17 protein-coding genes and 1 tRNA gene are annotated in these 24770 nt (G+C 51.8%); 3 read left to right on the top strand and 15 right to left on the bottom strand.

What is annotated here, in order from left to right; translation table 11 throughout:
• Positions 1 to 636: 636 nt before the first annotated feature.
• The 5 genes from Pr1d_RS13930 to Pr1d_RS13910 all read right to left on the bottom strand — a co-directional run bounded on the left by Pr1d_RS13930 (position 637) and on the right by Pr1d_RS13910 (position 6991).
• A complete protein-coding gene (locus Pr1d_RS13930) occupies positions 637 to 1929 on the bottom strand; it encodes an outer membrane protein assembly factor BamB family protein (RefSeq protein ID WP_168205226.1) in 1293 nt (430 codons plus the stop codon).
• 318 nt (positions 1930 to 2247) lie between these two features.
• Complete coding sequence (gene trhA, locus Pr1d_RS13925) at positions 2248 to 2946, bottom strand: PAQR family membrane homeostasis protein TrhA (protein WP_168205225.1); 699 nt, start codon at positions 2944 to 2946, stop codon at positions 2248 to 2250.
• A gap of 144 nt (positions 2947 to 3090) precedes the next feature.
• Positions 3091 to 5151 carry a transketolase gene (gene tkt / locus Pr1d_RS13920; RefSeq protein WP_148074099.1) on the bottom strand — a complete coding sequence of 687 codons (2061 nt, stop codon included), beginning with the start codon at positions 5149 to 5151 and terminating at the stop codon, positions 3091 to 3093.
• Between the two features lie 128 nt (positions 5152 to 5279).
• Positions 5280 to 6281 (bottom strand): Gfo/Idh/MocA family protein, encoded by a 1002-nt coding sequence (locus tag Pr1d_RS13915; RefSeq protein ID WP_148074098.1) that lies wholly within the window; start codon positions 6279 to 6281, stop codon positions 5280 to 5282.
• Between the two features lie 116 nt (positions 6282 to 6397).
• Positions 6398 to 6991, bottom strand: coding sequence for a Maf family protein (locus Pr1d_RS13910; RefSeq protein ID WP_148074097.1), 594 nt, complete (start codon positions 6989 to 6991; stop codon positions 6398 to 6400).
• Between the two features lie 80 nt (positions 6992 to 7071).
• Here Pr1d_RS13910 and Pr1d_RS13905 point away from each other — a divergent pair, with 80 nt between their 5' ends.
• Entirely contained in the window at positions 7072 to 7767 is a 696-nt protein-coding gene (locus tag Pr1d_RS13905) for an RluA family pseudouridine synthase (protein ID WP_148074096.1), read from the top strand.
• A gap of 147 nt (positions 7768 to 7914) precedes the next feature.
• The gene (locus Pr1d_RS13900) at positions 7915 to 9279 is read left to right on the top strand and encodes a serine/threonine-protein kinase (RefSeq protein ID WP_148074095.1); all 1365 of its coding nucleotides are present in this window, start codon (positions 7915 to 7917) and stop codon (positions 9277 to 9279) included.
• 30 nt (positions 9280 to 9309) lie between these two features.
• Here the strand turns inward: Pr1d_RS13900 and Pr1d_RS13895 are convergent, their stop codons facing one another.
• The 10 genes from Pr1d_RS13895 to Pr1d_RS13850 all read right to left on the bottom strand — a co-directional run bounded on the left by Pr1d_RS13895 (position 9310) and on the right by Pr1d_RS13850 (position 24463).
• The gene (locus tag Pr1d_RS13895; RefSeq protein WP_148074094.1) at positions 9310 to 10596 is read right to left on the bottom strand and encodes a DUF1501 domain-containing protein; all 1287 of its coding nucleotides are present in this window, start codon (positions 10594 to 10596) and stop codon (positions 9310 to 9312) included.
• 59 nt (positions 10597 to 10655) lie between these two features.
• Positions 10656 to 12632, bottom strand: a complete 1977-nt coding sequence (locus Pr1d_RS13890; protein ID WP_148074093.1) for a DUF1549 domain-containing protein — start codon at positions 12630 to 12632, stop codon at positions 10656 to 10658.
• A 156-nt stretch (positions 12633 to 12788) separates the two neighbouring features.
• The gene (locus Pr1d_RS13885; RefSeq protein WP_148074092.1) at positions 12789 to 14270 is read right to left on the bottom strand and encodes a hypothetical protein; all 1482 of its coding nucleotides are present in this window, start codon (positions 14268 to 14270) and stop codon (positions 12789 to 12791) included.
• Positions 14271 to 14272: 2 nt separating this feature from the next.
• Positions 14273 to 16624: an ABC transporter substrate-binding protein gene (locus Pr1d_RS13880; protein ID WP_148074091.1), complete on the bottom strand. Its 2352-nt coding sequence runs from the start codon at positions 16622 to 16624 to the stop codon at positions 14273 to 14275.
• Between the two features lie 14 nt (positions 16625 to 16638).
• Positions 16639 to 20049: an outer membrane protein assembly factor BamB family protein gene (locus tag Pr1d_RS13875; protein ID WP_148074090.1), complete on the bottom strand. Its 3411-nt coding sequence runs from the start codon at positions 20047 to 20049 to the stop codon at positions 16639 to 16641.
• 67 nt (positions 20050 to 20116) lie between these two features.
• Complete coding sequence (locus tag Pr1d_RS13870) at positions 20117 to 20608, bottom strand: ExbD/TolR family protein (protein WP_148074089.1); 492 nt, start codon at positions 20606 to 20608, stop codon at positions 20117 to 20119.
• Positions 20609 to 20620: 12 nt separating this feature from the next.
• Complete coding sequence (locus tag Pr1d_RS13865; protein WP_148074088.1) at positions 20621 to 21130, bottom strand: ExbD/TolR family protein; 510 nt, start codon at positions 21128 to 21130, stop codon at positions 20621 to 20623.
• A 52-nt stretch (positions 21131 to 21182) separates the two neighbouring features.
• Positions 21183 to 21809 (bottom strand): MotA/TolQ/ExbB proton channel family protein, encoded by a 627-nt coding sequence (locus Pr1d_RS13860; protein WP_148074087.1) that lies wholly within the window; start codon positions 21807 to 21809, stop codon positions 21183 to 21185.
• Between the two features lie 26 nt (positions 21810 to 21835).
• Positions 21836 to 22720, bottom strand: a complete 885-nt coding sequence (locus tag Pr1d_RS13855; protein ID WP_148074086.1) for a hypothetical protein — start codon at positions 22718 to 22720, stop codon at positions 21836 to 21838.
• 87 nt (positions 22721 to 22807) lie between these two features.
• The gene (locus tag Pr1d_RS13850) at positions 22808 to 24463 is read right to left on the bottom strand and encodes a HEAT repeat domain-containing protein (RefSeq protein WP_148074085.1); all 1656 of its coding nucleotides are present in this window, start codon (positions 24461 to 24463) and stop codon (positions 22808 to 22810) included.
• Between the two features lie 198 nt (positions 24464 to 24661).
• Here Pr1d_RS13850 and Pr1d_RS13845 point away from each other — a divergent pair.
• A tRNA-Phe gene (locus Pr1d_RS13845) sits at positions 24662 to 24734 on the top strand.
• The last annotated feature ends 36 nt before the right edge of the window (positions 24735 to 24770 follow it).

Below are 24770 nucleotides of genomic sequence, written 5' to 3'. Positions count from 1 at the left end.
AAAACTCACGATTCTATCTCAATCCTGCGCACCGAAGCAGGGGTTTTGTCCCTGCACATTTTGTCGAAATCTTTTTCTACAAAACAAAACCCCCTCTCATTCTACCAGTTCGTTGGGCTTCAACTCGTTAGCCGATCATGACTTACGCGAATCTCGTTGCTTGCCGTGCGGAGGGGTTTTGAAAACAGAACCCCAGCGACCTGGCCGCTATTTGCTCGTCCAAACCGCCAAACTCGTTCAGCGCGCGGACCTGGCGCGAGCAAACCCGCAAGACTTTGCGGGCGATAGTGCGTTCCTATTACTTATCGCACGTACCATTATCAAGATGCCGGGGAGAAGGTCCACAACTTTTTTTGGCCACTTCGGGAAGTCCGTAGGCCGGAACAAGCGGTGCACAGTTCCGGCATTTGCCTTGAATAGGGAGCGACCTGGGGTAATCTCGACAGAGGAACAATCAGGATAGAACGATTTACCGCAAGTTGGTCAGACCCTTCTATTCTGTCCGCCGCCGAAGACGGCGAAACAAGGCCAGCCCAAATCGCCAATGTTAGACCTGTCCTGTATAAGAAGTTGACATAGCGGTAATAGAATCAGAGCGATCACAGCTGTTTGTAATTGTTGATTAAGACAATTAGGTCAATAGTGCCAAAGCGACCATCGCCTAATTTCATAGATGAACGTTGCCAAAACTGCAAATGATAGCAAAGAAAATGTGTTAGGCTCAGGTATTGGTACGAACGCAGCAACACCCTCAGAACTGTTGCTGATTAGTAGCCTGTTATCGGCGAAGGAAACGCGACCGGAATAGGGCAAACGCCAATCGATATCCCATGACACGCGATTGATTGCAAGTGTTTCGGAGGCCGTCATGATCAGCACATGAGAGTTTGTAAGAAACGGTTGATAGCCTTCAAAACTTGTTCCAGATAGAAGAAGGTCCTCCTCATTCCAGGACCGGAGTTCGGCGCCGTCAATCAGTGATACCTCAATCAAACCTTGATTTCCAACACTGTAAAGCCGGTCCTCGTCGATTGCGAATTGCGAAATACGAAGGTCTCGTTGCCAGTCGATTCTAGAATTCTCTAAATCGAAGGCCACAAATGCTCCGACTCTACTAACGTATGCACGGTTGTTAGCACCAAGCACCGGTGTTTCCGGATAATCGTAGATTGTGGGTGACTGCGGATCAGGGATGCTGGTATAGCTTCCAGTATGAGGATTCATGACCAGTAACTCGCCTCTTTGACCGGCATAGTTTCCGTTGTTGTATACGTAAACGTGATTCTCATCTGCCGATGGCACCCAGTTGTAGTGTAGTCCGAGTGCTTTGAACCATAGGCGTGTTCCCGTATTCGCATCGTATCCGTCGATGCCGCCAAAGTAGCCCCCCGACATGAAGACTCCTCCATTGGAGACGACTGGCTGTCCGCCCGAACCGCTTTGCCCTTCGTGAGCAACCCGATAGTGCTCTTGACCGGTAGTAGCATCGAATGATGCGAGTGCAGGGTCAGGGGTGTTGCCACTTGTGGAGGAGTGTCCGAAGAGATTCAAGTACACTGTGCCTTCGTAAACGGACGGGAAACCGATACCTCGATAGTTGAATTCGAATTGATTTCTCCAGAGCGTTGTTCCTGTATCAAGGGAAATTGCCTCCAGGCCGATGTCTCTAGTCGTCACAAAAACCCGGCCATTTTCAATCACGGCGGGCGACCCAGGTTGCTGTGTTTGCGGTAGCAAAAAGTCCCTGTGCCAATCCAAGCGATATCCCCTCGTGTCTAGGTCAACAGGGACGTATCCGGTGTGTGCATTATTGCCTCCGTACGTAGGCCAAGATTCAAAGTCATTGGCTCTTACGACCGGTGTGATGAACACTGTCAGCGCACACAGAGGCGCAAAGAGAGCAAGCCAGTCAAAACGAAGGTCTTTCACAATCGCTCCCTTCGAAATTAACGATTCGCACTTACTGCTATGAAGGTCGACAGCAAAAGTGAAGGCCGTATTACACCTAAAATAAACACAAATCTCAGGATGAAGTAGTCACCGGAAAGGGACAAGTTATTCAGATACCAATTGTAGCTGAGCGCAGTGGAACTTCAAGTTACTGGAGGGAACCTTATACGGACCGGGTCTAATATTGGTTTTTTGTGGGGAGGGGAGCTTGTTTTCTTCGAGTGTTGCGGATACTCGCTTTGCTGCGCTGGGGCTCCGCAGCGCGGTTAACGGGGTTCGCTTCCCTGTGGGCCTCGACTAAACGGAACGGGGCGCGTTTCTATGCGGGGTGTCGATGGGCCAGTTGGCGATTTGGTAGATGAAGGACCAGTGGCAGGCGAGGCCTAGCAAGACTGCGACGTGGAAGACCTCGTGCCATTGAATAACCCCGCTGATCACCACGGGCCATTGTAGGATGTCGAGAATGGCACCGATGGTATACGCGAGTCCTCCCCACATGATCGGTTGAGCGAAATCGAAGCCATAGCGCCGTACGATGGAGAACCATGAAAAGAGTCCGATCCAACCCATGCCGATGTACATTGCTGTGCCGACGCTTTCTGAAATCGAGACGAAAAAAATCGATTTTAGAGTGATACCCAGAAAGGCAATGGCCCAGATGATTGCCAATGCCCCCCAGCGTCCCCAACCATGGAAAAGTATCATGTGAATTGGGGTAAACGAGCAGGCAATGAGGACGAAGATTGCGGCATGATCGAGCCGCTGCATGATCAGGTGCGTGGTGCCTTGCCGTGCGATCAAATGATTCACGCCACTAATGGTAAGTAGAGCAACGGCCCCCAGGCAGAAAAGTACGAGACTAAACACCCTCCAGGCATCCCCTCGACCACGCCGCACCAAAAAAACGGATAGAACCGCAAACACCCCTGCCCCCAGAAGGTGGGACAAGCTGCTGAAAGGGTCGGAGAAGCCGGAAATCGAGATCACGTTTGCCACGGGAAGTCCTGGGAGCCGGCGATAGGCGGTATTTGTTATTCCCGCGCAGTTGGGATCCTAGAGTTTAAACGCGACGCCTGGGTCCCCGCCTGCGCGGGGATGACCGGGTGCCGGAAGTGCGCACGGCTGGTTTCCGGCCTCCATTTATTTGCCTACGAGTCGTTTGGCCTCTTCCACTACCTTAGCTGAGGTAATTCCGACTGCCTCGTAGATCTGCTCGAACGGCGCCGACATTCCAAATCCATCCATACCGACGAAGGCACCTCGACCGGCAAGATAGCGATCCCATCCCTGGCGGACGCCCGCTTCGATAGCTACCCGTGCAGTGATCTCAGGTGGAAGTACCTCGTCCTGATAGGCTTGAGGTTGCTCGTCAAACAGTTCGAAGGAAGGCAAGCTTACCACTCGTGCCTTCACTCCAGATTTTGCGAGTTCCTCTTGAGCAGCAACGGCCAGCGATAACTCACTTCCAGTGGCCAGCAGAATGGCATCGGGCTTGCCTCCCTCTGCGTCGGATAAGACATAGCCACCCTTAAGAGTCCCCTCAGCAGAGGCATATTTGGTGCGGTCCAGCGTGGGCAGATTCTGGCGGGTAAGAATGATCGCTGTGGGTCGATGACTGTTTTCCAAGGCAGCTTTCCAGGCGTAGACCGATTCATTGGCATCGCCAGGGCGGATCACGACCAAGCCCGGAATCGCACGGGCAGCGGCCAATTGCTCCACGGGTTGGTGTGTGGGACCATCTTCACCGACACCGATCGAGTCGTGAGTGAAGACCAATACCGATGGAATGCCCATGATGGCACTGAGCCGCATCGAGGGCCGCAGATAGTCGCTAAAGACAAAGAACGTGGCTCCATAAGGGCGCAGTCCTGAAAGCGCCATGCCATTCACTGCGGCTGCCATTGCGTGTTCGCGGATACCGAAGTGGAAATTGCGGCCTGCATAGTCGTCGGCAGAAAAATTACCGGTGTCGTCAAATTCCAAAAGCGTTTTGGTTGAAGGAGCCAAGTCTGCCGAGCCACCTAAGAGCCAAGGGATTTTCTTAGCGAAAGCATTGAGCGCCTTGCCACCGGAATTGCGAGTGGCGACCCCTTTGGCATCCGCGGGGAATTCGATGATCTCAGTGTCCCAGCCCGTGGGAAGCTCCCGTCGCTGCATCTGGAGCAAATCTTTCGCATCTTCCGGATGGGCCTTCTGATATTTGGCAAAGAGATCTTCCCAATCCTCGCGAGCTTCGCTACCCCGCTGTCCCAGCGTGTTTTGGAAATGCTCGGTAACTTCAGGGGGAACCAAAAACTGCGCGTCAGCAGGCCAGCCATAGGCTTCTTTGGTAAGCTTTACTTCTTCCGCCCCCAGTGCTTCACCGTGGGCTTTCGACGTGTCGGCCTTGTTAGGTGAGCCATAACCAATCACGGTGGTCACGATAATGAGCGTGGGAGCATCGCTGCAATTCTCAAACGCATCATAGGCAACGCTTAATGCGCCAAGGTCATTGGGGTCAGCCACGCGGACCACATTCCAGCCCAGTCCCTCGAATCGAGTTGCCACATCTTCGCTAAATGCCAGTTTGGTGCGTCCTTCGATCGTGATCGAGTTGTCGTCGTAGATCCAACACAAGTTATCGAGTTTGAGATGACCAGCCAGGGAAGCCGCCTCGCAGGCGACACCTTCCATGAGGTCACCGTCGCTGCACTGGGCGTACACGTTGTAGTTGAACAACTGGAAATCGGGGCGATTGTAGCGAGCCGCCAACCACTTGCCGGCGATTGCCATTCCGACGCTGTTGCCGCAGCCTTGACCTAACGGGCCGGTTGTCGTTTCCACGCCAGTCGTATGGCCGAACTCGGGATGCCCGGGAGTAGCGCTACCTAATTGGCGAAAGTTGCGAAGATCATCCAGTGAAACTGAAGGCTCGTCGGTAAGCTTGCCTTCGGCGGTGATTTTGCGAACTCCCGACAGATGCAGCATTGAGTAGATCAGCATCGAGGCGTGACCGCAGGAGAGAACATATCGATCGCGATTTGGCCACAGTGGTGAGGCAGGGTCGTAGTTGAGAACCTCAGACCAAAGTTGATACGTCACAGGTGCCAGGGCCATTGGAGTCCCCGGATGTCCACAACCGGCGGCTTCAACGCCATCCATAGATAGGGTGCGAATCGTATTGATCGACAATTGCGAAAGATCGTTGGCGGTAATCGACATTTTTCTGACTGGGTAGGTGACGAAATGGAAAGCCGAATCGGCTCGAATGTAGGAGCAATATAAGGTGCTTTGCGGGGGGGTGTCAAACGACCCAGTGAACAGCGAGTACTGCCAGGGATGTTGCAGAATTAGTCGTTCAATTTGCAAAAAATGCGCTGTCCAGTACGGCAGCTTGTCTTCGCCTGATTCGTGATCGTAATGGCACGATGAGCATCTTGCAGACTGGAGGTTTTGAGCACGAGGCTCTGCACAGCTCGATGAAAATGCAAGAGAAGTTGTTCACCCACGTTGCGGTCGTGCTCAAGTTTTTCAAGGTGCTGTCCTGCCCCATCAAACCATGCGACCGTACTTGGTAAATCAATGAAGGCAATTCCGCGTTCACACACGACCTTCAAGTCGGCAGGGCGTCGATAAGAGAGTGATTCTTCAAATGCCTCGGCAACATAATTGCCACAACCGATAATCGCAACCGGTCCAGCGCCTACCTCACCGTTGGGCGAGAAATCCAGGCTCACGGCAAAGTAGTCGTTGAACGCCGTTGTTGGTGAAAGATGCGAGGTCGCCAATAGCGACGTGGGATCGGCATCCACGACATAACGGCACCAATCGACCAACTCGACCAAATCACGGGCACAATGATCACCATTGCCATTCTTCGCTGGAGAGCTACGGCGGCGATTACAAAACAAAAGTTGGGGTGCACCCAATCGAGTGGCTAGCAATTCTTTGAGCCGCAGGGTGGCTGGCGAGAGACGGCAGGCGAACTCCGCCATGAATGCAATGCCTGCTTCCTGAACTCGCTCTCGTAAGATAGCCGCCTGGTCGTCTTGCAATTCAAGGGCCGCGGCACAATACATCGCTTTGCCATACTCGCAGGCAGCAAAGATAGGCGTGGCACCATAGAAATGGGCAGATAGCAGAAGAACCGCATCAATATCCTCACGGTCCATCAATGCTCGAAAGCCATCGTAGACCGATGCCCCGAAGGCCTTGGCTGTTTGAACCGCGCGATGCTGTACCGGATCACAGACGGCACACACTTCAAAGCGATCAGAAAGCGCTCGCAAGGCAGGTAAGTGCCGCGACTCCCAGGCGGCTCCTACCCCAATGATGCCTAAACGTAATTTCATGACCGCCCTGATTAAAAGTGAGTCTTTGTCGGAGCATAGCAGTATAGCGAGTTCAGTCGGTTGAACTCAATCGAGAAATCTGAGCGCTCCCCTGCGGATTAAACAGTTTGGCCGCGTCACGAATCTCCCATCATCTCCGCGAGCAATTCCATCGGCAGTCCGATTACATTCGATTCGCTCCCCTGAACAATACTCAACCAGTTGGGATGATCCTGAATGCCGAAGGCTCCCGCCTTGCCCTGCCAAAGTCCTGTCGCCAAGTATTCGTCGATCTCTGCATCACTGAGGTTTTGCATTTCAAGTTCCGTAATTGCGATTCTAGTTCGCGGGGCAGTCTTGGAGTCGGGACTGAGCAACCATAAACACAGTCCACTATAAACCCGGTGTCGAGTTCCACGCAGTTGTTCAAGAATCGCACGCGCGTGCTCTTCATCATGGGGCTTGCCGAGAATTGTGCCCCGGCATTCTGCCACGGTATCGCAGGCGACAATCAAGGTCGGTTGAGCCAAGTTGGCAAGTAGCCGACTGGCGATGTGGGCCGCCTTTCTGGCGGAGAGATCAAGCACCAACTCCGCTGGGCCACAGTTGCTGCAGATGCCGCTTTCAACCGATTCATCGGGTGGCATAACCTCAAACTCGTACCCCGCACCGGAAAGAAGTGCTTTGCGTTGGGGAGAACTACTGGCAAGAATGATGCGAAACTGCGACATTGAAATTCTCGTGGCGTGAAAAACTGAAGCTCAGAAAAGGTTAGCATGATTCTGCATGTAGTGGCAACCATTCTTGGAAAATGAAACATCCATCAAAACAACTCGATGTCTTGTACGAAGACAATCACCTACTCGTCGTCAACAAGCAGGCGATGTTGCCGACGATGGGTGTAGCTGACGATCAGCCAAGTCTTATCAAGATCGCCAAAGAGTATATCCGTGAGAAATACAACAAACCTGGGAATGTGTACCTGGGAGTGGTCAGCAGGCTGGATGCACCTGTGACGGGAGTCACCTTACTAGCCCGCACTTCGAAAGCCGCCTCGCGATTGTCGGCTGCTTTTCGAGATCGCAAGACAAGGAAAATCTACTGGGCGGTGGTCAATGGTGTGCTGCCTGAAGAGACTGACACATTGGAACACTACCTCCGTAAGGACGATCGCCATCGGAAGATGCATGTGACCCATGCGGATTGTCCCGATGCACAGTTGGCTCGACTGAGCTATCGAGCCCTCAAGAAATCGGCCGAATCGAGTCTAGTGGAAATTCAACTTGAAACGGGCCGAAAACACCAGATTCGTGTCCAATTGGCAAAACTTGGATTTCCCATCATTGGAGACAGAAAGTATGGTAGCGAGCGCCCCTTTTCCCAGGGAATTGCCTTGCATGCCCGCGAATTGGGGGTCGATCATCCTACCCTGGGCCAATCCATGACTTTTACCGCCCCGGTTCCCAAGTATTGGAAAACGGATCCTGAACTGGCCAGTCTCATCTGAATAATCACTTCGCAGAGCGGTTCTTTGCCATTAATTGCGTTTTTTATGAATTTTTCGTGCTTAAATCTTCGCGAGTGGATCTCTAAAATGGAGTTCAATGTCAGACTCGCATGCTTTTCCTCAATAATCCTTTTGTGAGTTACTCTCTTGCGTGCTGAACGCTCCATCCTAGAACGTGCTGGTTTAGCTAGCGGTCTCTTAAGCGAAGAGAAGATCGATCGCGCCTGGCAGGTGCTTGTCGAGTCGCTACCCAGGGAAGACCAGGGACTTGATGAGATCTCTGATGAGCAGCTTTCAGCGCAGATGATTGCACTTGGCTATCTCAATCGCTGGCAGGCTGAACAGTTGAGGTTGGGTCGCACAAAATTCACGCTAGGAGCCTATCGAATTCTCGACGCGATTGGTCATGGTGGCATGGGCTGGGTCTTCAAGTGTGAGCATGTTCTACTCGGTCGTATCGAAGCGGTCAAAGTGTTGCCGAAGAACCAAACCAACCCTACGACGATTGCTAGCTTCCTTCGAGAAATCCGAGCTCAGGCACGACTCACCCATCCGAACCTGGTTCATCTTACTTATGCCGACACGGATGGAGATACCTACTTCTTGGTAACCGAGTATGTGCCGGGCACGGATCTTCGTAAGCTAGTTCGCCATCACGGCCCGCTGCCCCTGAAAGAAGCGGCAATGATTGTGACGCAGGCAGCAGAGGCTTTGGCCTATGCACACGAGAGCGGTTTGGTGCACCGCGATGTGAAGCCCGGCAATCTCCTTATTACACCAGACGGAAACACGAAACTGGCAGATCTTGGACTCGCTTCCTTCCACACCGATCAACAACCCTCCGATGGCAAGAAGCCACGCCACATTGTCGGCACCGCCGATTATGTGGCACCAGAAATAATCGTGTCTCCTGAAAAGTTGCAGACCGTGAGTGACATTTATTCGCTCGGTTGCACCTTGTATTATGCCGTCACAGGAAAAGTTCCGTTTCCGGGGGGTGACACAGCGGACAAACTTCGACGCAGTTTGGAGGAAACTCCCTTACCACCGCAGAAACTGAATCCAGAAGTGAGCGATGATTTTGCGCGAATTATTGCAGCCCTCATGGAAAAGCGACCGGCAGATCGCGTCGCAACTGCCGAAGAAGTATCCGTCCTCTTAAGACCCTGGGTTTCAGGCTCGGACACTGCAGCCCGTCAGCATGTCGGATCCTTGACCAAGCTGTCTGGCAGTTTGAATCACAATACAACACTCGCCGACACTTTGCCCGTGGAATATGAGAACAGCGAGACGCAAGACGTTCAGCAGGACACTACCGATGCCGGGGCCATGGGGGGCGCCACCTTGCCACAAATCATCGTTGCCGATCGAGAACGTCAGGCCCGCGAACAAGAGGAGCAGGCAGAACGCGCAGCACGGAGGTGGCCACTCGATAAAGTCATCATGGCCTTGGCGGCACTTGCGGTGTTCATTGCAGGAGCAGCAGCATACTTGCTCTTTCAAGGTGGATAAGTGATCAACGACTTTCGCTGGCTCATCGGTCTATCCAAATAACTGCATCAGAGGCTCACCATCATGTCCCAATGTAAAAGGCCGTTGGTCAGGAGAGTAGATTTCTTCACTCGGGTCTAATCCAAGTGCATAGGCAATTGTGCTGTTGAAATCTTGCACGGAGACCGGGTCCTTTTCCACGGTGCGGGCTTCTTTGTCGGTCTCACCATAGACTGTCCCACCGATCACGCCGCCACCCGCCAGCACACAGGAATACGCTCCGGGATGATGATCGCGGCCGGCGTTTTGGTTGATGGTGGGTGTCCGACCGAACTCTGTGCCCACGACCACCAGCGTTTGGTCCAAAAGCCCTTTGCTCTTCAGGTCAGCGAGCAATGTCGCTACCGCCTTGTCAAGCACCTGAGCGCGGCCAGCCATACTGCTAAACAGGTTCGTGTGCATATCCCAGCCACCTAGATTCACTTCGACGAAGCGTACTCCATGCTCCACAAGGCGTCTTGCCAACAAGCAGCCGAGGCCGAAACCATCTTCTCCGTAGGCTTTGCGAACTTTTTCTGGTTCTTGGTTGACGTCGAAGACTGCGAGTTCATCACTCCGCATTAGCGAAATTGCTTCTCGATAAAGGTCGGCATAACCTGACACTTGAGCGGTACGATACTTGTTTTCAAATGCACGATCAAAACGCTCGGTCAGTCGCATTCGATTGTCGAAACGTTCAGCAGTCAGATACTTGGGAGGCTTGCTATTCTCCACGCCGCGACGGGCGTCAGAGATGGGAACTGGTGCATACTGTGCTCCCAGATACCCCGCTGCAGGATGACCGGAGCCACCGCCTATCACCACGCTTCCCGGTAGGATCTCATTCCCCTTACCAGCCAGCTTCTGAATCCAGGGCCCGAGCGAAGGATGGCGAGTGGAAGCAATCGCCTTGTAGCCGGTGCGCATCAAGTATTTGCCGCCATCATGGTCCCCGGTTTGCGTGCTCAGAGAACGGATGAGGACCAATTGATCCATCATCTTGGCAAGCTCAGGGAGATTCTGTCCGAACTTCACCCCAGCAACGTTGGTGTCGATTGTCTTGGTTTCCCCCTGGACTTCACTGCCAGGTTTGGGATCAAAGGTGTCGAGTTGACTCATCGCCCCATCCATGAACAGGTAGATGACTTGCTTGGCGGTTCCCTTGGACCTGGAAGATGCACCTTGTGCCTGCGTTGCCATTAAGGGCAAAAAACTGACCCCGAGCAACTGCCGAGCAGTTTGTTCCATAAACTTGCGACGGGATGTCGAAGGGACTTCTTGTCGGTTGATCTCGAACATGGTTAAACTCTCAAGAGTCTGCGGTAATCAACAAAATCAGCGTTCTAATTTCTTTCCAATTACTGGATAAATAAGAACTCGCGTGTGTTGAGCAAGGCCCATATTACGTTTCCATAGCCAGCAGGGCCATCAGCTTGGATCTCTCTTACTGCGAGCTTGTAGTCGGTACGTGTCGGTTTGCGTCCGACGATGCTGAGGAAAATAACGTCGATCTGATCTCGCAAATCAGAGGAAGCCACTACCTCGTCATAGATGACCGTCCCTTCGTTGAGCAACTTATGTGAGATCGGTCCATTAAACATGGTCAGTATCTGCGGAACGTGGCCCTCGGTGCTGCCTCCCTGGATTAGTTCTCGATCGCTTTGGCCGAATTGCCGTAGGAAGTGGGAAGGGGGCAATGGGAGGGGCAATTCCGACGCGCGGGCCAATAACACGCCTTTGTGGGTGTATTGCTTATTCAGCTTCGCTTCAGGACCGTCTCGACGCAACTTATCTAGTGCCGCTGCCTTGTTGAGCAAGAATTCACTGCTCAGCGGCTGATCCGTCTCAAGTTTCACTGCTTGGACCAAAGCATCACTCCGCGGGCGTTGGTAGCCATCTGGATCAGCCATGGTGAGCGTCAACAAGGAATCCCAAATCTGTTCCGCGGTCATGCGCCGCAGTATGGGGCCAGGATAATGGTAGGGTTCTCCAGCAGCCAGATCGCGTGTGGAAGCTTGACGTTGGTAGGTGTCGGTATTGTAGATAATACGCAGTAACTCGCGCTGACTGTAATTGAGCCGCTTCATTTCTGCGACCAGATGATCTAAGAGCGGCTGATTGGTTGCTTCACTGTCATCGGTCAAGTCATCGACCGGTTCGATCAATCCAACTCCCATTGCCCGCTTCCACAAACGATTGACAATCATACTAGTAAACCGCGGATTGTCAGATGAGGTGAGCCAATCGGCAAAAGCGGCTCGCTTCGAGGTGTTCTTGGACAGCTGCGGCTGCTCGCCAAAGATGACCCTTGGCTCAATTACCTGACCCGGCTTGGCGTCGTCGTATTGGTAGTCCTTGGGTAGACGAAGCTTTTGATTGTGCCGCTCCGCCACGGCCGTACGATTTGCTCCAATTAACCCATTGACGCGACCAGGGAGATTCCGCTTTTTCTCGTCCTGCTTAGCCATTTCCTGAATTTGAGCCATTGCGTCTTTGACGACCGGATTGACTTGCCTTCTTCCCGAACCCGTATCAACACCGTTTACAAACGCAGCCAAGTGATAAAATTCAAGTTGGGTCCATCTGTCGAATGGATGATCGTGGCATTGGGCACATCCGATTCGCGTACCGAGAAATATGCGGATCGTATTGTCGAGATTCGCCAAAGGCATGCCGGCATCGCGAAGCACATAGCCTACGGCCGGGTTCTCCCAAGGGCGGCCTTCAGCAGAAAGCAGCCGATGCACGAACTCATTGTAAGGCATATCACTTGCCAGAGAGTCCTTGATCCATTCGTTGTAGGGTTGGCTGTAGATATTTCCCTGAGGCTTGTCCTTCAATCGGAGGATATCTGACCAGTAGTTGAAAGAGTGACTCACATAGCCCCACGAATTCAGCAACTCGTCAATCAACTCGGCTCGCTTATTCCCGCTGCGAGGCTTGTTCAGAAAATGTGATGCTTGCTGAGCCGAGGGAATGGTGCCTGTGAGATCGAGATAGACACGACGGACAAACTGCATGTCGTTCGTCATGGGGTTCGGGCGGAGCTTCTCCGCCTTGAGCTTCGCCAGAACCAATCGATCAATTTCGGCCGCAGATGCTGCGACTTCTTCTGCCCGAGTGGGGTCTACTTTAGTCGGACGCAAAATTCGGCGCATTGACTGGGTTGGAGTAGAGTGCTTCGGCGAGGAGGATGTGGTTGAGTCCCCTTCCGTTGAAGAGTTCTGCAGTTCTGCTGAGCCCATCTCCATCATGGGTTCTTCGGTGGAACCCGTACTAGAATTCAGCAGCACGAGAAAAAGAACTTTGGCAATAAACTGAGATTGAAACTTCATAAGAATTGCGTGGCGAAATATAGCGAATTAAATCTCTTGCCCACTGCTATACCCAATTATACTAGCCCCCAACTTTTAGGTAAAACAGGAAGGGCCCGCTTGTCCAGCAAATCTAAGACAGTTTCTCCGTTTGCTTCAAAGAACCCCTGGCAATTGTTACTGATTTGCCTTGTCTCGCTGGTATTCTCTAACCTCGTTCTCCAGCTGCGTGATGTCGCGGACACCCAGAAAACGCCCAAGCAAAGTCCTCGTATTATCGATTAGCTTGCTAATCTTGTTTTGGATGCGAGGATTCTCGGAGTGGTATTCATTGTTCCCACCCGACTCGGTGAGATCTTGCAGAGACTTGAGGGATTGAGCAAAATCTGCGCGACTAGGAAGCTCGTTCAGTTCGACGACAAGCTTCTGCGCTTCTTCAAGCTGCCCTTGCTCCATAAATGAACGCGTGCGAGCCATCAGAATATTTCGGCGGGCTACTACATCGATTAATCGCTCTTTTTGTGCTTCAAGGTCTTCCTGCACCAAAAGGCGAGCCATGTCGTCGGCTATGGGAATATCTGTTCGAGCTTGAGTTCCCGGGGCGACGGGGACCTTTGCCAGGAGTTGATTGTCGCTGCGTAAGAACAGCATCCGAATCGGTGAATCAGTCCTCCCCACGGGGATTGAGCCCTCGTAATTCGTGACTCCCAGGAGATTGTAATCACCCGTCGCTGGTTCTTGCTCAAAAACTTCGTAGCCTCGCAGACTCTGCGACTCATCGTGGCTGGCATGGAATCGCACTTGGGTCTCTAGGAGTGGGGACTTGAGTTCAAGTGCCATGAGTTCGACTCGGCCCCGGCGACGGCCAAATGGACGGCGTGTCCCTGTGTAGACTCGACAAAGCCAACCTGGAGGTTCAGGCTTCTCAGTGGTCAGATAGGTCCAGGGAACGTCAGCAATCATTTCGGGTGCAGCACCACTCGTGCGGCTCAATTTCACCAACAGCGGCTGAAATAGATCATCCTTTTTCACAAACAGCTCTTCACTGATTTGACGCGGTAATTCGGAACCTTTGAATATGAGCGAGACGTGTTGCTGATCGTCTGCATCAGTCTGAATCATGGCCAATGGAGCAAATACTTGGCACAACAAATCCAGACTCTTTTGGGTAATCATTCGGTCCTGGCGAACGATCGATTCTAGGACCGGCGTCCATCTGCTCGTGTAGACGTCATACTCTCGAGCACTCAACGAAGTTCCCTGCGGGTCTACCTTGGCGGTTAGAAAAATCCGCTTATCAAAATGCCCTTCGCTCGGCTGATTTGGATCAGTTTTCAAGCTACCCAAACCCTGAAGTTGACGTGTGCGATCGCTCCCTTGAGGAATTGCTATTTCAACGCTCCACAAGGGATAAATCGTCGTGTGAATCCGCTCCATAAGATCTCCGGCAAGTTGCTCGGCAGAAATCGCACCAGGCCTCGCCGTAGAATCCACGACAATATGAAGCTGCACGCGGTAAGATTCCAACTCCCAGGATTTCTCGTCAGCAGCATAGGAATTCGAATTTGAAGCCAATATCAATCCGATAACCATGGCTCTGAATAGCCTACGGTATCGACTGGGGTTCAGAATCAAACTGGAATAATTCTCACGAGCCATAACTATTGTTCCCCCGGCTGAAATGTCTTTTGCCATTGGGAAACGTTCTGGTACAACGTAACCGGTGATCGGCCAACTCCCGACAAGGACTTCTGAGTGGCAAAGTATTTCGGCGTTTGCCACAAAGGGATCACAGGGAGGTCGTCGAACGCGATTTGATGTATCTGTTGGAGTCTGCTGCGGGCATCGTTCCAGTTGGTAGCCCTATTGAGTGAGACAAGGGCAAGATTCATGCTCGGGCTACAGCGGCCTGCTAGACCCCCCGGCCCAAAAAGCCGCTGTGCGTCAACCAGCGGTTCTTCGAATGCAAGCTCTGCATAACGCAGATCCCATTGAAGCTCGTCCAGATTGTCAGTTAGTGAAATCTCACGCACGTCGAGTGGAATGCCAATGGCTGACAGCTGTTGTTTGATTAGCTGACACATCGTGCGAGCGACGTCGTTTGCCGAATGAATCAAGATGAGAGGCTCTGCCTCAGGAATCGCGGGCTTTGCCTCGTCTTTAGAATCCTCAGATATCTCTGTCTTGGCTGATTTCTTGGCAACGGCAAGCCTTGCAGTGGTATTAAGTACTGCCGCCAATCGTGGTTCATAGGGATGGGGCTGTAACTGCTGCTTGTATCCATACCCAATGGCATCTCCGATCGTAATTCCCGCTGGGATGGGTGCACTAAGAACACGAAAGCCTGGCCGACTATTTCCACCAGCAATGACTTCTGACAACAGTTTTTGTCGATCAATGCCATAGCAAAGTGACCGCCGAAACTCCCGCCGACGAACTATTGGCGAATCGTAGTTGCCTAGCAGGACATGCACCGTCGGCATGCGATAGGCAGAAACCGTGATGCCGCGAATCTGCCCCATCCGACTGTAGTTCCAGGGAGCGATATCTTCCAAGAACTCAATGTCTCCGCGGCTGAGTGCGAGAATGGCCGCTTCATCACTATTAAACCTTTCTTCCACAATCACCTGCGGACCACGAAAGCCATCTTCAGCGGTGGCTTCAAACCGAACAGTATCTGGCAGTTCGTCACCTTGCGCAATTCTATAATCGGCGGCATGTGTCGCATCCTTGGCTAGTTGAAATAGCGGAATCTGCAGATAGGCGATCGGCTTTACTGGTGGATACCGCCATTCTAATAGCACTTCTCTGCCATCGAGGATTTCGACTTTGTGGAACGCCTCTGCGAAATCAGCACGGTAGTAGTCGCTCGAAGAATCTGCCATTTTCAAGAGTTGAAGCACCATTCCGGCAGCTGTGATCCCCAACTCTTGAGCTTTCTCGTTCAGTGTGATACTCAGATTTAAACCCGTATCATCCCTTTCGATATTTGCCCAACGGCAGTCATACTCTCCCCCTTCAGCTCCCACCCCTACCAACTCCACAAACGCGGGGGACAATAGTCGTGAAACGCGCTTGTCTGCCCATGTCTGCAACGGGGCCGAACTGTGAGCCAACGAGAGCTGCCCCACGCCTATCAACATTTGAGGCGAAAGCCGTTCGACCTCTGCCAATAATTCTTGTGCATCGTCCAGCTGTGGCAATATTGCAACAGCGCGGCGGATCGCCTTTCGGGCGCCAGCGTAATCTTGCTTGTCCATGGCCCGTCGAGCCACTTCCAACTGCGACTGTGCATCGGAAGAGAATTTCCGCTGCCAACTAGCAATATTGTCAAGTGGAAGTTGTGAGAACCCGTTGTCGAGAGAATCCAACACCACCCGGGCCGCCCTATAATCATCATTTTCAAGAAGATGCGTGATGAGACGGTTTGAAACTCCTTCAACAGCTTTTGTCAGGCCTTGCCTTTGAGCATTCACATCATATAGGGAGGAAAGAATCGCTAAAGACTCGTCAAAGCGATTCTCTGAATAAGTGTCAAGCGCATCGCGGTACAGATATTCTTCGGTGGCTTGTTGAAGTCCGGCAAGCTCGGGATAATTCTTATGCAAGAAATCTAGGTTAGTGTAAGCCTCTCCCAGTTTTCGTGACTGGATATGTGTCAGTGCTTCATTTAGTACGAGATGCTCGTACAGATCGATTTTGGCAATAGCAGACCAATTGAGAGTGTATTTTTTTGTGGGATCGCTTAGTCGTCGAATTTCAAGTGACCCGCTCGTTGGAAAAGGATTCGGTACAACTCGATCAGGAAACTCTAGTAGTTGCACATCAAGGACTGCATTGTCATTCGCGGCATCAAGGGTAATCCGATCGAAAGGGTATTGATCGATTAGCCGCTCTGCAGCTTTTTTTTCCTCAGCAGCCGCTAGAGGATGAGAAGCGCATGCCACTACCAGTGTTATGAGTGTAATACTCAAGCAACTGAGCCTGTGGTGTTTGGCGAAACGATCCGACATGAAAAAGCTGCATATCACGGAGTGGGTTGGTTTACGATCAAAAGCGTGCCATCCGAGGCAGCTAGTACAAGCCGCTGACCGAATTGTATCGGTCCTGCAACAATCGCCTGGTCTAGGGCTGTGTGTGCTTGTTCTTGTCCATCAGCGAGACTCATACGCGAGATCCCCGCCAATTGCCAGGCAATAGTGAGACTGCCGTTGTCAGCCAATGGCGTACCTGCCGGGAGCCTTTTGCCCAAAGGTGTCTTCCAAGCGATCACACCATCTTCTTGCACGAACATTAGCTCACTTGCGTCCGTGGTGAACACAAAGCCTCCTTCAACGGCAAACGGCCCCCAAGCAATCTGACCATCCACGCTGAGAGGATCTCTTGCGGAGAGGGCTGGCAGGTCAAAAAGGGCTACCGAGCCTTCTTCTGTACCCGCGATAGCTACGTCGCCGCTTATCGCCAGGGGAGTATTGAGCCTCAATTCAGCGAGTGATTCTTCCTTTACGGCTGACAAATGAGGCTCTGGCTCGGCAATCTGCTCAATAAGATATATTTTGTTCTTGCCGTCAGTGATGACTAATTGGGCGTCTTCGCTAGATCCAAACACGGCTGGGGTAAGCCAATCTACGCTTTGATTGGCTTCGAGCGGTGGTTGAAATGGCGAACCACTTAGCTGCCCATCTTCGCTACTCATAAGATAAACCTGACCTACTTGCGTAGGTGCAACAAATCCATTCTGCCAAGCAACTAAACCGGCCGCCAATGGAGCGGGAAGACTGATCAATTCGAGCGGCCCCCGAGGTGCATCAGGACGGAAGAGCAAGACCTTGTCTGAGTCTATTACACCAGACGCAAGTTTGCCTTGACCTAGATCCACACTAGTAGCGAAGGCAGGTAGCTTTCTCTGCCTGCCCGAAAGGTGGTCTGCTTGATTTTGCACCCTCTGTGTCATCGCCTGGCGATCAAGTAAATAACCTGCCCCTGTAGCGGTGATTGCTGTGATCTGCGCCCCGATCGGGTCAACCGAAGGCGCACCTGCCAACGGTACGGCAAGTTGAGTCTGCCAATGAGTCTTCCCGGAAGTTGCGTCAACGGCCGACACAATTCCCCCTCCCTGCCCCGCTGGACGACGGACGTGAATGACGGTGTTTCCTACTAGTTGGAGTGGATTATCGAAGACATCACCTGAGAAGTCGTTATCTAGATTCCGAACCTGAATCCGATTTCCGGTAGGAAGGATGGCCAACCTTGTAAGTTCCTGACCTGCTATCCACAAGTCGCCCTCTACGAGGAGTCCGAAATGTGCTATCGACGACTCACCCTCGGGATCGCGCTCCGCGATACGACTTAACGATTCTTCCCCGTCGCCACTTGAGATGTCATATACTGAGATCTGCCCCAGACTGGTAAGGACCACTAGGCGTCTTCCATCGGCTAGCAATGGCGTATCGACAGTTCCTGTTAGCCTTCTCTCTGCTTGTAATGCTTGAGGAAGACCCTCCTCACCGGTGGAGAGTACCGACAGCTCACTGGTCGAAATTCCCGTATTGGCAGCAACAATAACTTTGTTCAAGATCTTTGCTACTGGAACGGCGATGCTGTCAGGACTATGTCCCAGGTAGTAGACACCCAAGCATGAGTAATCGTTTGTCGAGATTGTATAGAGACTGGAGTGGGATCCGGGAATATACAAACGCTGCCTGCGCTGGTCGACTGTCGGCGGCACCGCTAGTTTCTGGCTAAACTGTATGAATCCCGTACTCTCTCCTGAAGCAAGGTCTACGACATACAGCTTTCCCTCGCGACTTGCAACAAAAACCTTTTCTCCAGCGACGACCGGTTGCATAACTGCCGTGTCAAACGGAAGTCGCCAGACTACATTTCCAGTTTCAGCATTTACTCTCATCAATTCGTTGTGCAGCACATCGCTGACGAGATAGTCACCACCGGGGAGTTGAATGGGAAAACTATGAGGATCGTCCCCCAGGAACTCACGCCATAGGAGCTTTCCATCGTTAGCTTGCAAGGCATAGACGGCCCCTGAGAGGCGGACAGCAATTGTGCCTTCAGCCCCACTTGGAGAGGTTACCTGCTGGTCTGCCAACGTGAGCGATGCAACCAAGGGACTCTGCCGAGGGCCATCGGCAGCTTCCTTGGTTTCTGGAACAAATTGAATTGCCTGTGCTTCGGCATCAGATATGGACTTTACTTTGCCAGCCAAAGTTTCGTCATGCATGAGCGCCGGATGTTTCTCTAATAGCTGACTATGCAGATCATAGGCAGTCGAGATATCTTGCTCTGTAAGTGCTTTGTCAATCTTCGCTAGCGCGTCTGATAGATCGACGTTCTGCTGTCTGCTGCGTTCGACGCGAAGTAAAGTTTGCTCAATCTCATCTAATTGTACTTCATCGCGAAATTCCTTAGGAATGTATTTCGTATTCATCGCCAGGGAAAGCGCTGAGCGAGTCTGTGCCACTCTTTGCTTGGCTACATCGAGGTCGGCCGTTGACTCGGCTTGAGTCGCCAAACCTTGAGCAATTTTCGGGACAAGCGACGCCAGATCGCGTTGTGCTGATCGAAAATCTGGTTCATCTTGAATGTCATCGAGAACGTCTTGAGCTGTCTGCAACGCATTTTCATAATCGTTTGAGCTCGTATCCTTCCAGAGGCGAGCCATGCCTAGTCTGACTTTCGCTGAACTAAATTGGGGATGCCCCTTGTTTCCCTCGATGAAATGTTCGTATTGATTGATTGCTTGGGTATAAGATCCGCTCTCGAAATAGTCGCTCGCTTGCTGAAGTACCAGATCTGCATTCTCTCTGTTCAATAGATAATAGATTAAAATGCCCGAAATAATGAGCACTAGTAATCCTCCACCTCCGTAGAGAATTAGCGAAGAATCCCATTCGTTCTTTTTCCCCTTCTTCTTTTTCGTCTTCTTGCGTTTGGCTGGTTCAGGAATCGCCTCGTCGAAAGCGGCTTCCGTTTCGTCCTGCGCCTTGGCAACACTCGACAAAGATGCCAGCGAAGAGAGATGAGGGCTTTCCGGCACGGCATACTCTGAGCCATCGTCCCGGACATCACTCGACTCCGCAGTCTCTTTGTCGATTTGATCAATTCTGACGTTTTGCCCCGAATCTACCGGAGCCAATGTTTCGACATCCTCATCGATCACGGATCCCGCCAGTGGAGTCTCCGGCAATGGGACAAACCCCATGATGCTGGACTCGGCATTGGACGAAACCGTGAGGGTAGTCTTCAGAAGTTGGTAGGCCACCGAGCGGGGGACAATTTCCTTCTTTACCAAATACTTCAAGATGGCCTTGGGCGTAACTCGATCCTTGTCTTTCTCAGCCTTAGCGCGGAGCTTACCGACAATGTCTGCAGGTGCTAACTTGCGTTGTTCCAGTATGTCGAGAAAATCAGATGTCTTCATCGTGTTACTTGTGATTGTTGTTGCAGCCTGACAGGAACACCTGCCGTGAAATCGCTATTGCCGGTTCCTAAAAATCGAAATCGCCTTCTTCGTAACTCATCAGCCGGATTTCTTCCATTCCCACGCCTGTACCCGCATCAAGTGCGGCTACGACAAATTCATGTCGTGCATCGCCATTGGCCTGCACCAACATTTTAGCAGCACCGGTAGAGCTTTCTTCACGCACTTTGCGAAGCTTGATGATCATTTCCTGCACACTCGTTGCACGCTGCTCTTCCGGCGCCGAGGGACCAGAGATCCAAAAAACGTTATCTTCATCAACTCGAACGACGATTGAATCTTTCTCAAGATCGTCAACGGACTGAGAGGCGGCTGCCTCATCTTCCTTCACAGGAGGAACTTCCAAAGATTTCTGGAGGGCAAATGCTGCGGTGATCATGAAGAAGATCAAAAGCAAGAAAGTCACATCGACCATGGGGGTCAAGTCCATGTCGTCTTCACCACTATGAGATCGGTGGCGAGTGATGGCATCTTCGCTGTAATGAGTTTCTTCTGCCATAACCTAAATCAACTAGTTTGATTCCATTACTGCGAGGAAAATTTTAGCACCCTCGACACGTGAGACCGCCTTCACGACGCGCGCAACTTCCCTATAAGCTACATTTCGATCTGCTTTAATTACAACGTTTTCCTTGTTTTCTTCCTGCCGGCCCTTCTCGACCGCCTCGACAATCAAATCCCCTTGCTCGTCAGGATCGTCAGTCAAACGGGCCGAATCAATCTTGCCATCCCCCAGATAGACAGGGGCGTTGTCTATTCCCTCATCACTGACAGTAATGATCACCGAGTTGCGTTCGCCTACTCCCTTACCATATTTGGCTTTGGGTAGTTCGATCGCAGTTTTCTGATCCGGAGTCGAGCAAACCAGAAAAAAGATCAATAGCAAGAATGTGATGTCGATCATCGGAGTGATATCCATCTCCGCATCTTCGACCCGCGAGCTACGAGTTGGCATGACGCCGCTACCAGCCTCTAGCCAATCATCCGTCTCAGATACGTTGTCAGATTGCGAATCATTCACGGCGATTGTTTCATTTCAACAAAATTGCTAGGTAGCCAGTTAGAAGTTCGTTCTAAGCTTCAGCAAACTTCAATGCTTCAAATAGTCTCGACATGCCGACACCCACCAGATCTTCCATCTTGCGAATGCGGATATTAATACTCGCAGTCGACAGCACCAAGGGAACTGCAATGGCCAGACCCAAGGCAGTCGTAATCAAAGCAAATTGGATGTCCGAAGCCATTTGAACGGTATCGACCTTGTCGCCGCTACTAAGGTTGGCGAAAGCACCCATCATACCCATGACCGTGCCTAAGAGGCCGATCATGGGGGCACTCTTGATGACCGTGCCCACCCAACTCAGGCGATGCTCAACGTCTGACAACACGTCTTGCTGAAAACGTTCTGCCACGCGGCGGCGAAGTTTGGCATAGCCAATATTTCGATTATTTACTGCGTACAAAGCAAGTTGAGGGAGAGCTCGCCGGTCATCTTCGCAAAGTTCAGAAACAGCCCCATAGTTATTCATCTCAAGGGCCTGTTCCAACTCGCTCAAGAATTCGTCTTGATCTTCCTCATCAGCAAAGCGGACTTGACCCACTCGACGCCAGACGAGGATGACGCAGTAGGCACCCCACAACGCAAGCAAGGCCAAGATGCCATAGACGCAATTATTCAGAATTCCAAAGAGAGTTTCCATATCAGGCAATTACCTTTGAGCAAGGTTTAAAAATATCGTTGGTCGATGACTTTAAAACTAAAATCCGAGCCATTGTGTTCAACCGTAAATACGGTCTCACGAATGGTGTTCACATCGCGGCCCTCAGAATACTCGTTTTCGAGGGTCCAGAGAATGCTCTCGACCTCAAACGGGTAGAATAGCAGCGTGATATTGCCTTCTTTGGCGATATCGGCTTCTCTGGCAAGCCTTTCGGTGAGGGCGGGCATAGGCCCGTCGGCAGCGGCTGTGTACCCTCGCGAATCTTTCGTTGGTTCACCCGTGCGGGTCTGTTTGTTGCTTTTACTCAGATCGTACCCGTAGTGGACCAGATTATCGCGCCCAAGCACTCCGATCTCGATCTTATTGTAATCAAGCCACTGGGCAAATTCACTTGGTGATTTCGGTTCAAAACGGATTTTCCAACGTTCCCATCGTGGAACGCGTTCCACCACTCCATCATTTCCCTCACCAGCCATGCGAGCGTCCCCGAGGCCTTTGCCTTTTCCTGCAACGTCTTCTGCTTCCAAATCCTCATCCGAAAGGAGCACTTCTTTAGACGTGACCGCGTCTGTGAGCGTGTCCAGCATGTCCTCCAATTGAGGATCCTCAAGCTCTTCGGCTTCTTCGCTCCCTGGCGGGTCAGGCTCAGCTGCCAGTCCCTGATTCGCATTGGCACTGGTGGCCTCAACTGGCACCACCGGAATGGGTTGTACCGAGGTGTGCATCTTGTCAGCAAAGAATACGATCATCAGTCCCAGCACCGTGAAGCCAACTAAGATTAGTAGCGCGATGATCAGAGTTGCCGTGCGGTCATACGAATTGACCGTCAACTGGTATTTCTTACCAGACGGGGCTTTCTTCGCATCAGGTGTTTTGGCAGCAAGGGACATTGGAGCTAGGGTGGACACCACTCACTAATTATAATTGAAATCTCAACGAACATTCTGGCGGGCGATGCCCACTTTACTATTGCCTGCTCAAGGAGCGAGTGACGCATTGGGTCGGACACGCCGATACCAGTTCTTCCATTGTTCCAAGGAATCATAGCGCTCTTTGTCGGTAAAATTATCGGAGGGACCATATCCCTCAAATCGTCGGCTGACATATTGCAAGCCATCGCGGGCAGAGCGGACAACTCGCTTGTCTGGATCCGTCAGCGCATAGAGCAGGGAAGGAACGTAATCTAGATTGCGAAGTTGCGAGAGGGCTTCCACAGCCATCAGCCGTACTTCAGGCGAGCCGGTTTTCACCAACTGTTCCAAACGACGAATCTCTTCGGGAGTGATATTCTCCACATCAATCCCCGAGCTTTCACTCAGAAGTGCATCGAGTTCCGGTCCGGCTGATGATTCCAGCAGCCCCAAGAAGTTATCTATTTCTGTCGGCTTTCTTTCCTTAATTAGCCGGCCTTTTTGCAGTTTCATTCTTGCTAAGTTAGCACTCAAGCCACGGCCGCCCACAAGAGTCCCTTCTCCTAGACTTGCTTTGATGCTTTGCTGTGTTGAGCGTACCAAGAATAATATGGCGAATGCAGTTCCACACTCATCTCCAGACTTACTGGCTACTGATCCATCTTCCTTCATTTTCTCTTTGATATATTGATAACCCGTCTGATACCAAGTCGGTTCTTCGTTGACGTTGCTTTCTAGAAAGTCTTCGAAGCTTTTGTACCGTTCTATGGAGTACAGCATGTAGTAGGGATACTCCGCGTGCTCTACTCCCTTGAAATTCTTCTCAAACCACTTTTTGCCGTCGGCCACCGCCTTAAGAACCTGATTGCGATCGAGGGATCCACCGGAAAGCGTACGTATCTTCTTCACTCGATTGTCTTCAGCTTCCTGCAAGGCCGTTGGAAGAGACTGTTTTTCCGATGCATCTACCTCGGTTTCTTCGCCAGGCATTAAGGCGCCCAGAATGTTGGCAGAAATGAGAGTACTTCCCAGCCCTGCCGCCAGCATACTCACCGTGACCCCAGTCTGTTTCTCAAGCTTGAAGCTACCCGGGTCTTTTCCCTGATATCCCCACGACCCGCTAGGGTCTTGCGTGCGCAATAGCCAGTTGGCTCCCGCCTCGACCGATTCTACTTTGGGGGCCATGCCAACTTGCATCAATTCCCAGTAGGAAAGGATTGCATACTGAGTCTGGGAAGTATCGCCAGTCTGATACGATTCATAGCCCCAACCGCCATTCGGTTTCTGGCGATTGGTCAAGGTACCCGCAAATTGTTCGATGAGACTTCGATATTTGATGGGATCGAGTTCCGCTAGGAAAATGATAGCCAGCCCATTGCTGTAGAGGCTGTTTTCCTGCAATAGGTCTTGGGCATTGGTAGCTTTACAGGCAGCAACAGCTTCTTTAATCCGAGGGTGATCAGGAGACGCCCCGTTCTTGAGGAAAGCCAGCGCTATCAGGCAGCGCCCTCCCAATCGTTCGTCGGTGTGGGACTCCAAAAACTTGAGTCCCTTGTCCACGAGTTCTCGAACTTCAGCGCTTTCTGGAGTAACCCCTCGGCAGATGGGCAAGGCCCACACGAGCAAGATCAACAGCTGAAGACCAAACCTTGGTGCGGCGCAAAGGAATCGACCTTGAGGACGACTAAGGACGTTCGACGCGCACTGGTAAACACCGATCATTTATGACTCGTGATGCCCCGATGGATTGTTCCGTAGGCTAGCAGTGGCAGTTGCGTGCCAACATGGCCTAGGAGTCATATTAGTTCGGGGTTTTCCGCACTGTCAAGTTGCGCAAAGTAGAGCGCTGCCGATTGACACGCCATTTAGGCGTATTTACCATGGAGCGTTCTCTGGTGATTTCTTCTTCACTGAGGCGAGGGTCAGGTAGCTCAGTTGGTAGAGCATCGGACTGAAAATCCGAGTGTCGCCGGTTCGATCCCGGCCCTGACCACTCTTTCTTCCCTCTGACCAGTGTTTTAGGAGGGGT

Origin of the sequence: Bythopirellula goksoeyrii (assembly GCF_008065115.1) — a bacterium.
Classification (GTDB): Bacteria; Planctomycetota; Planctomycetia; order Pirellulales; family Lacipirellulaceae; genus Bythopirellula; species Bythopirellula goksoeyrii.
This window is presented reverse-complemented; position numbering and strand designations above follow the sequence as displayed.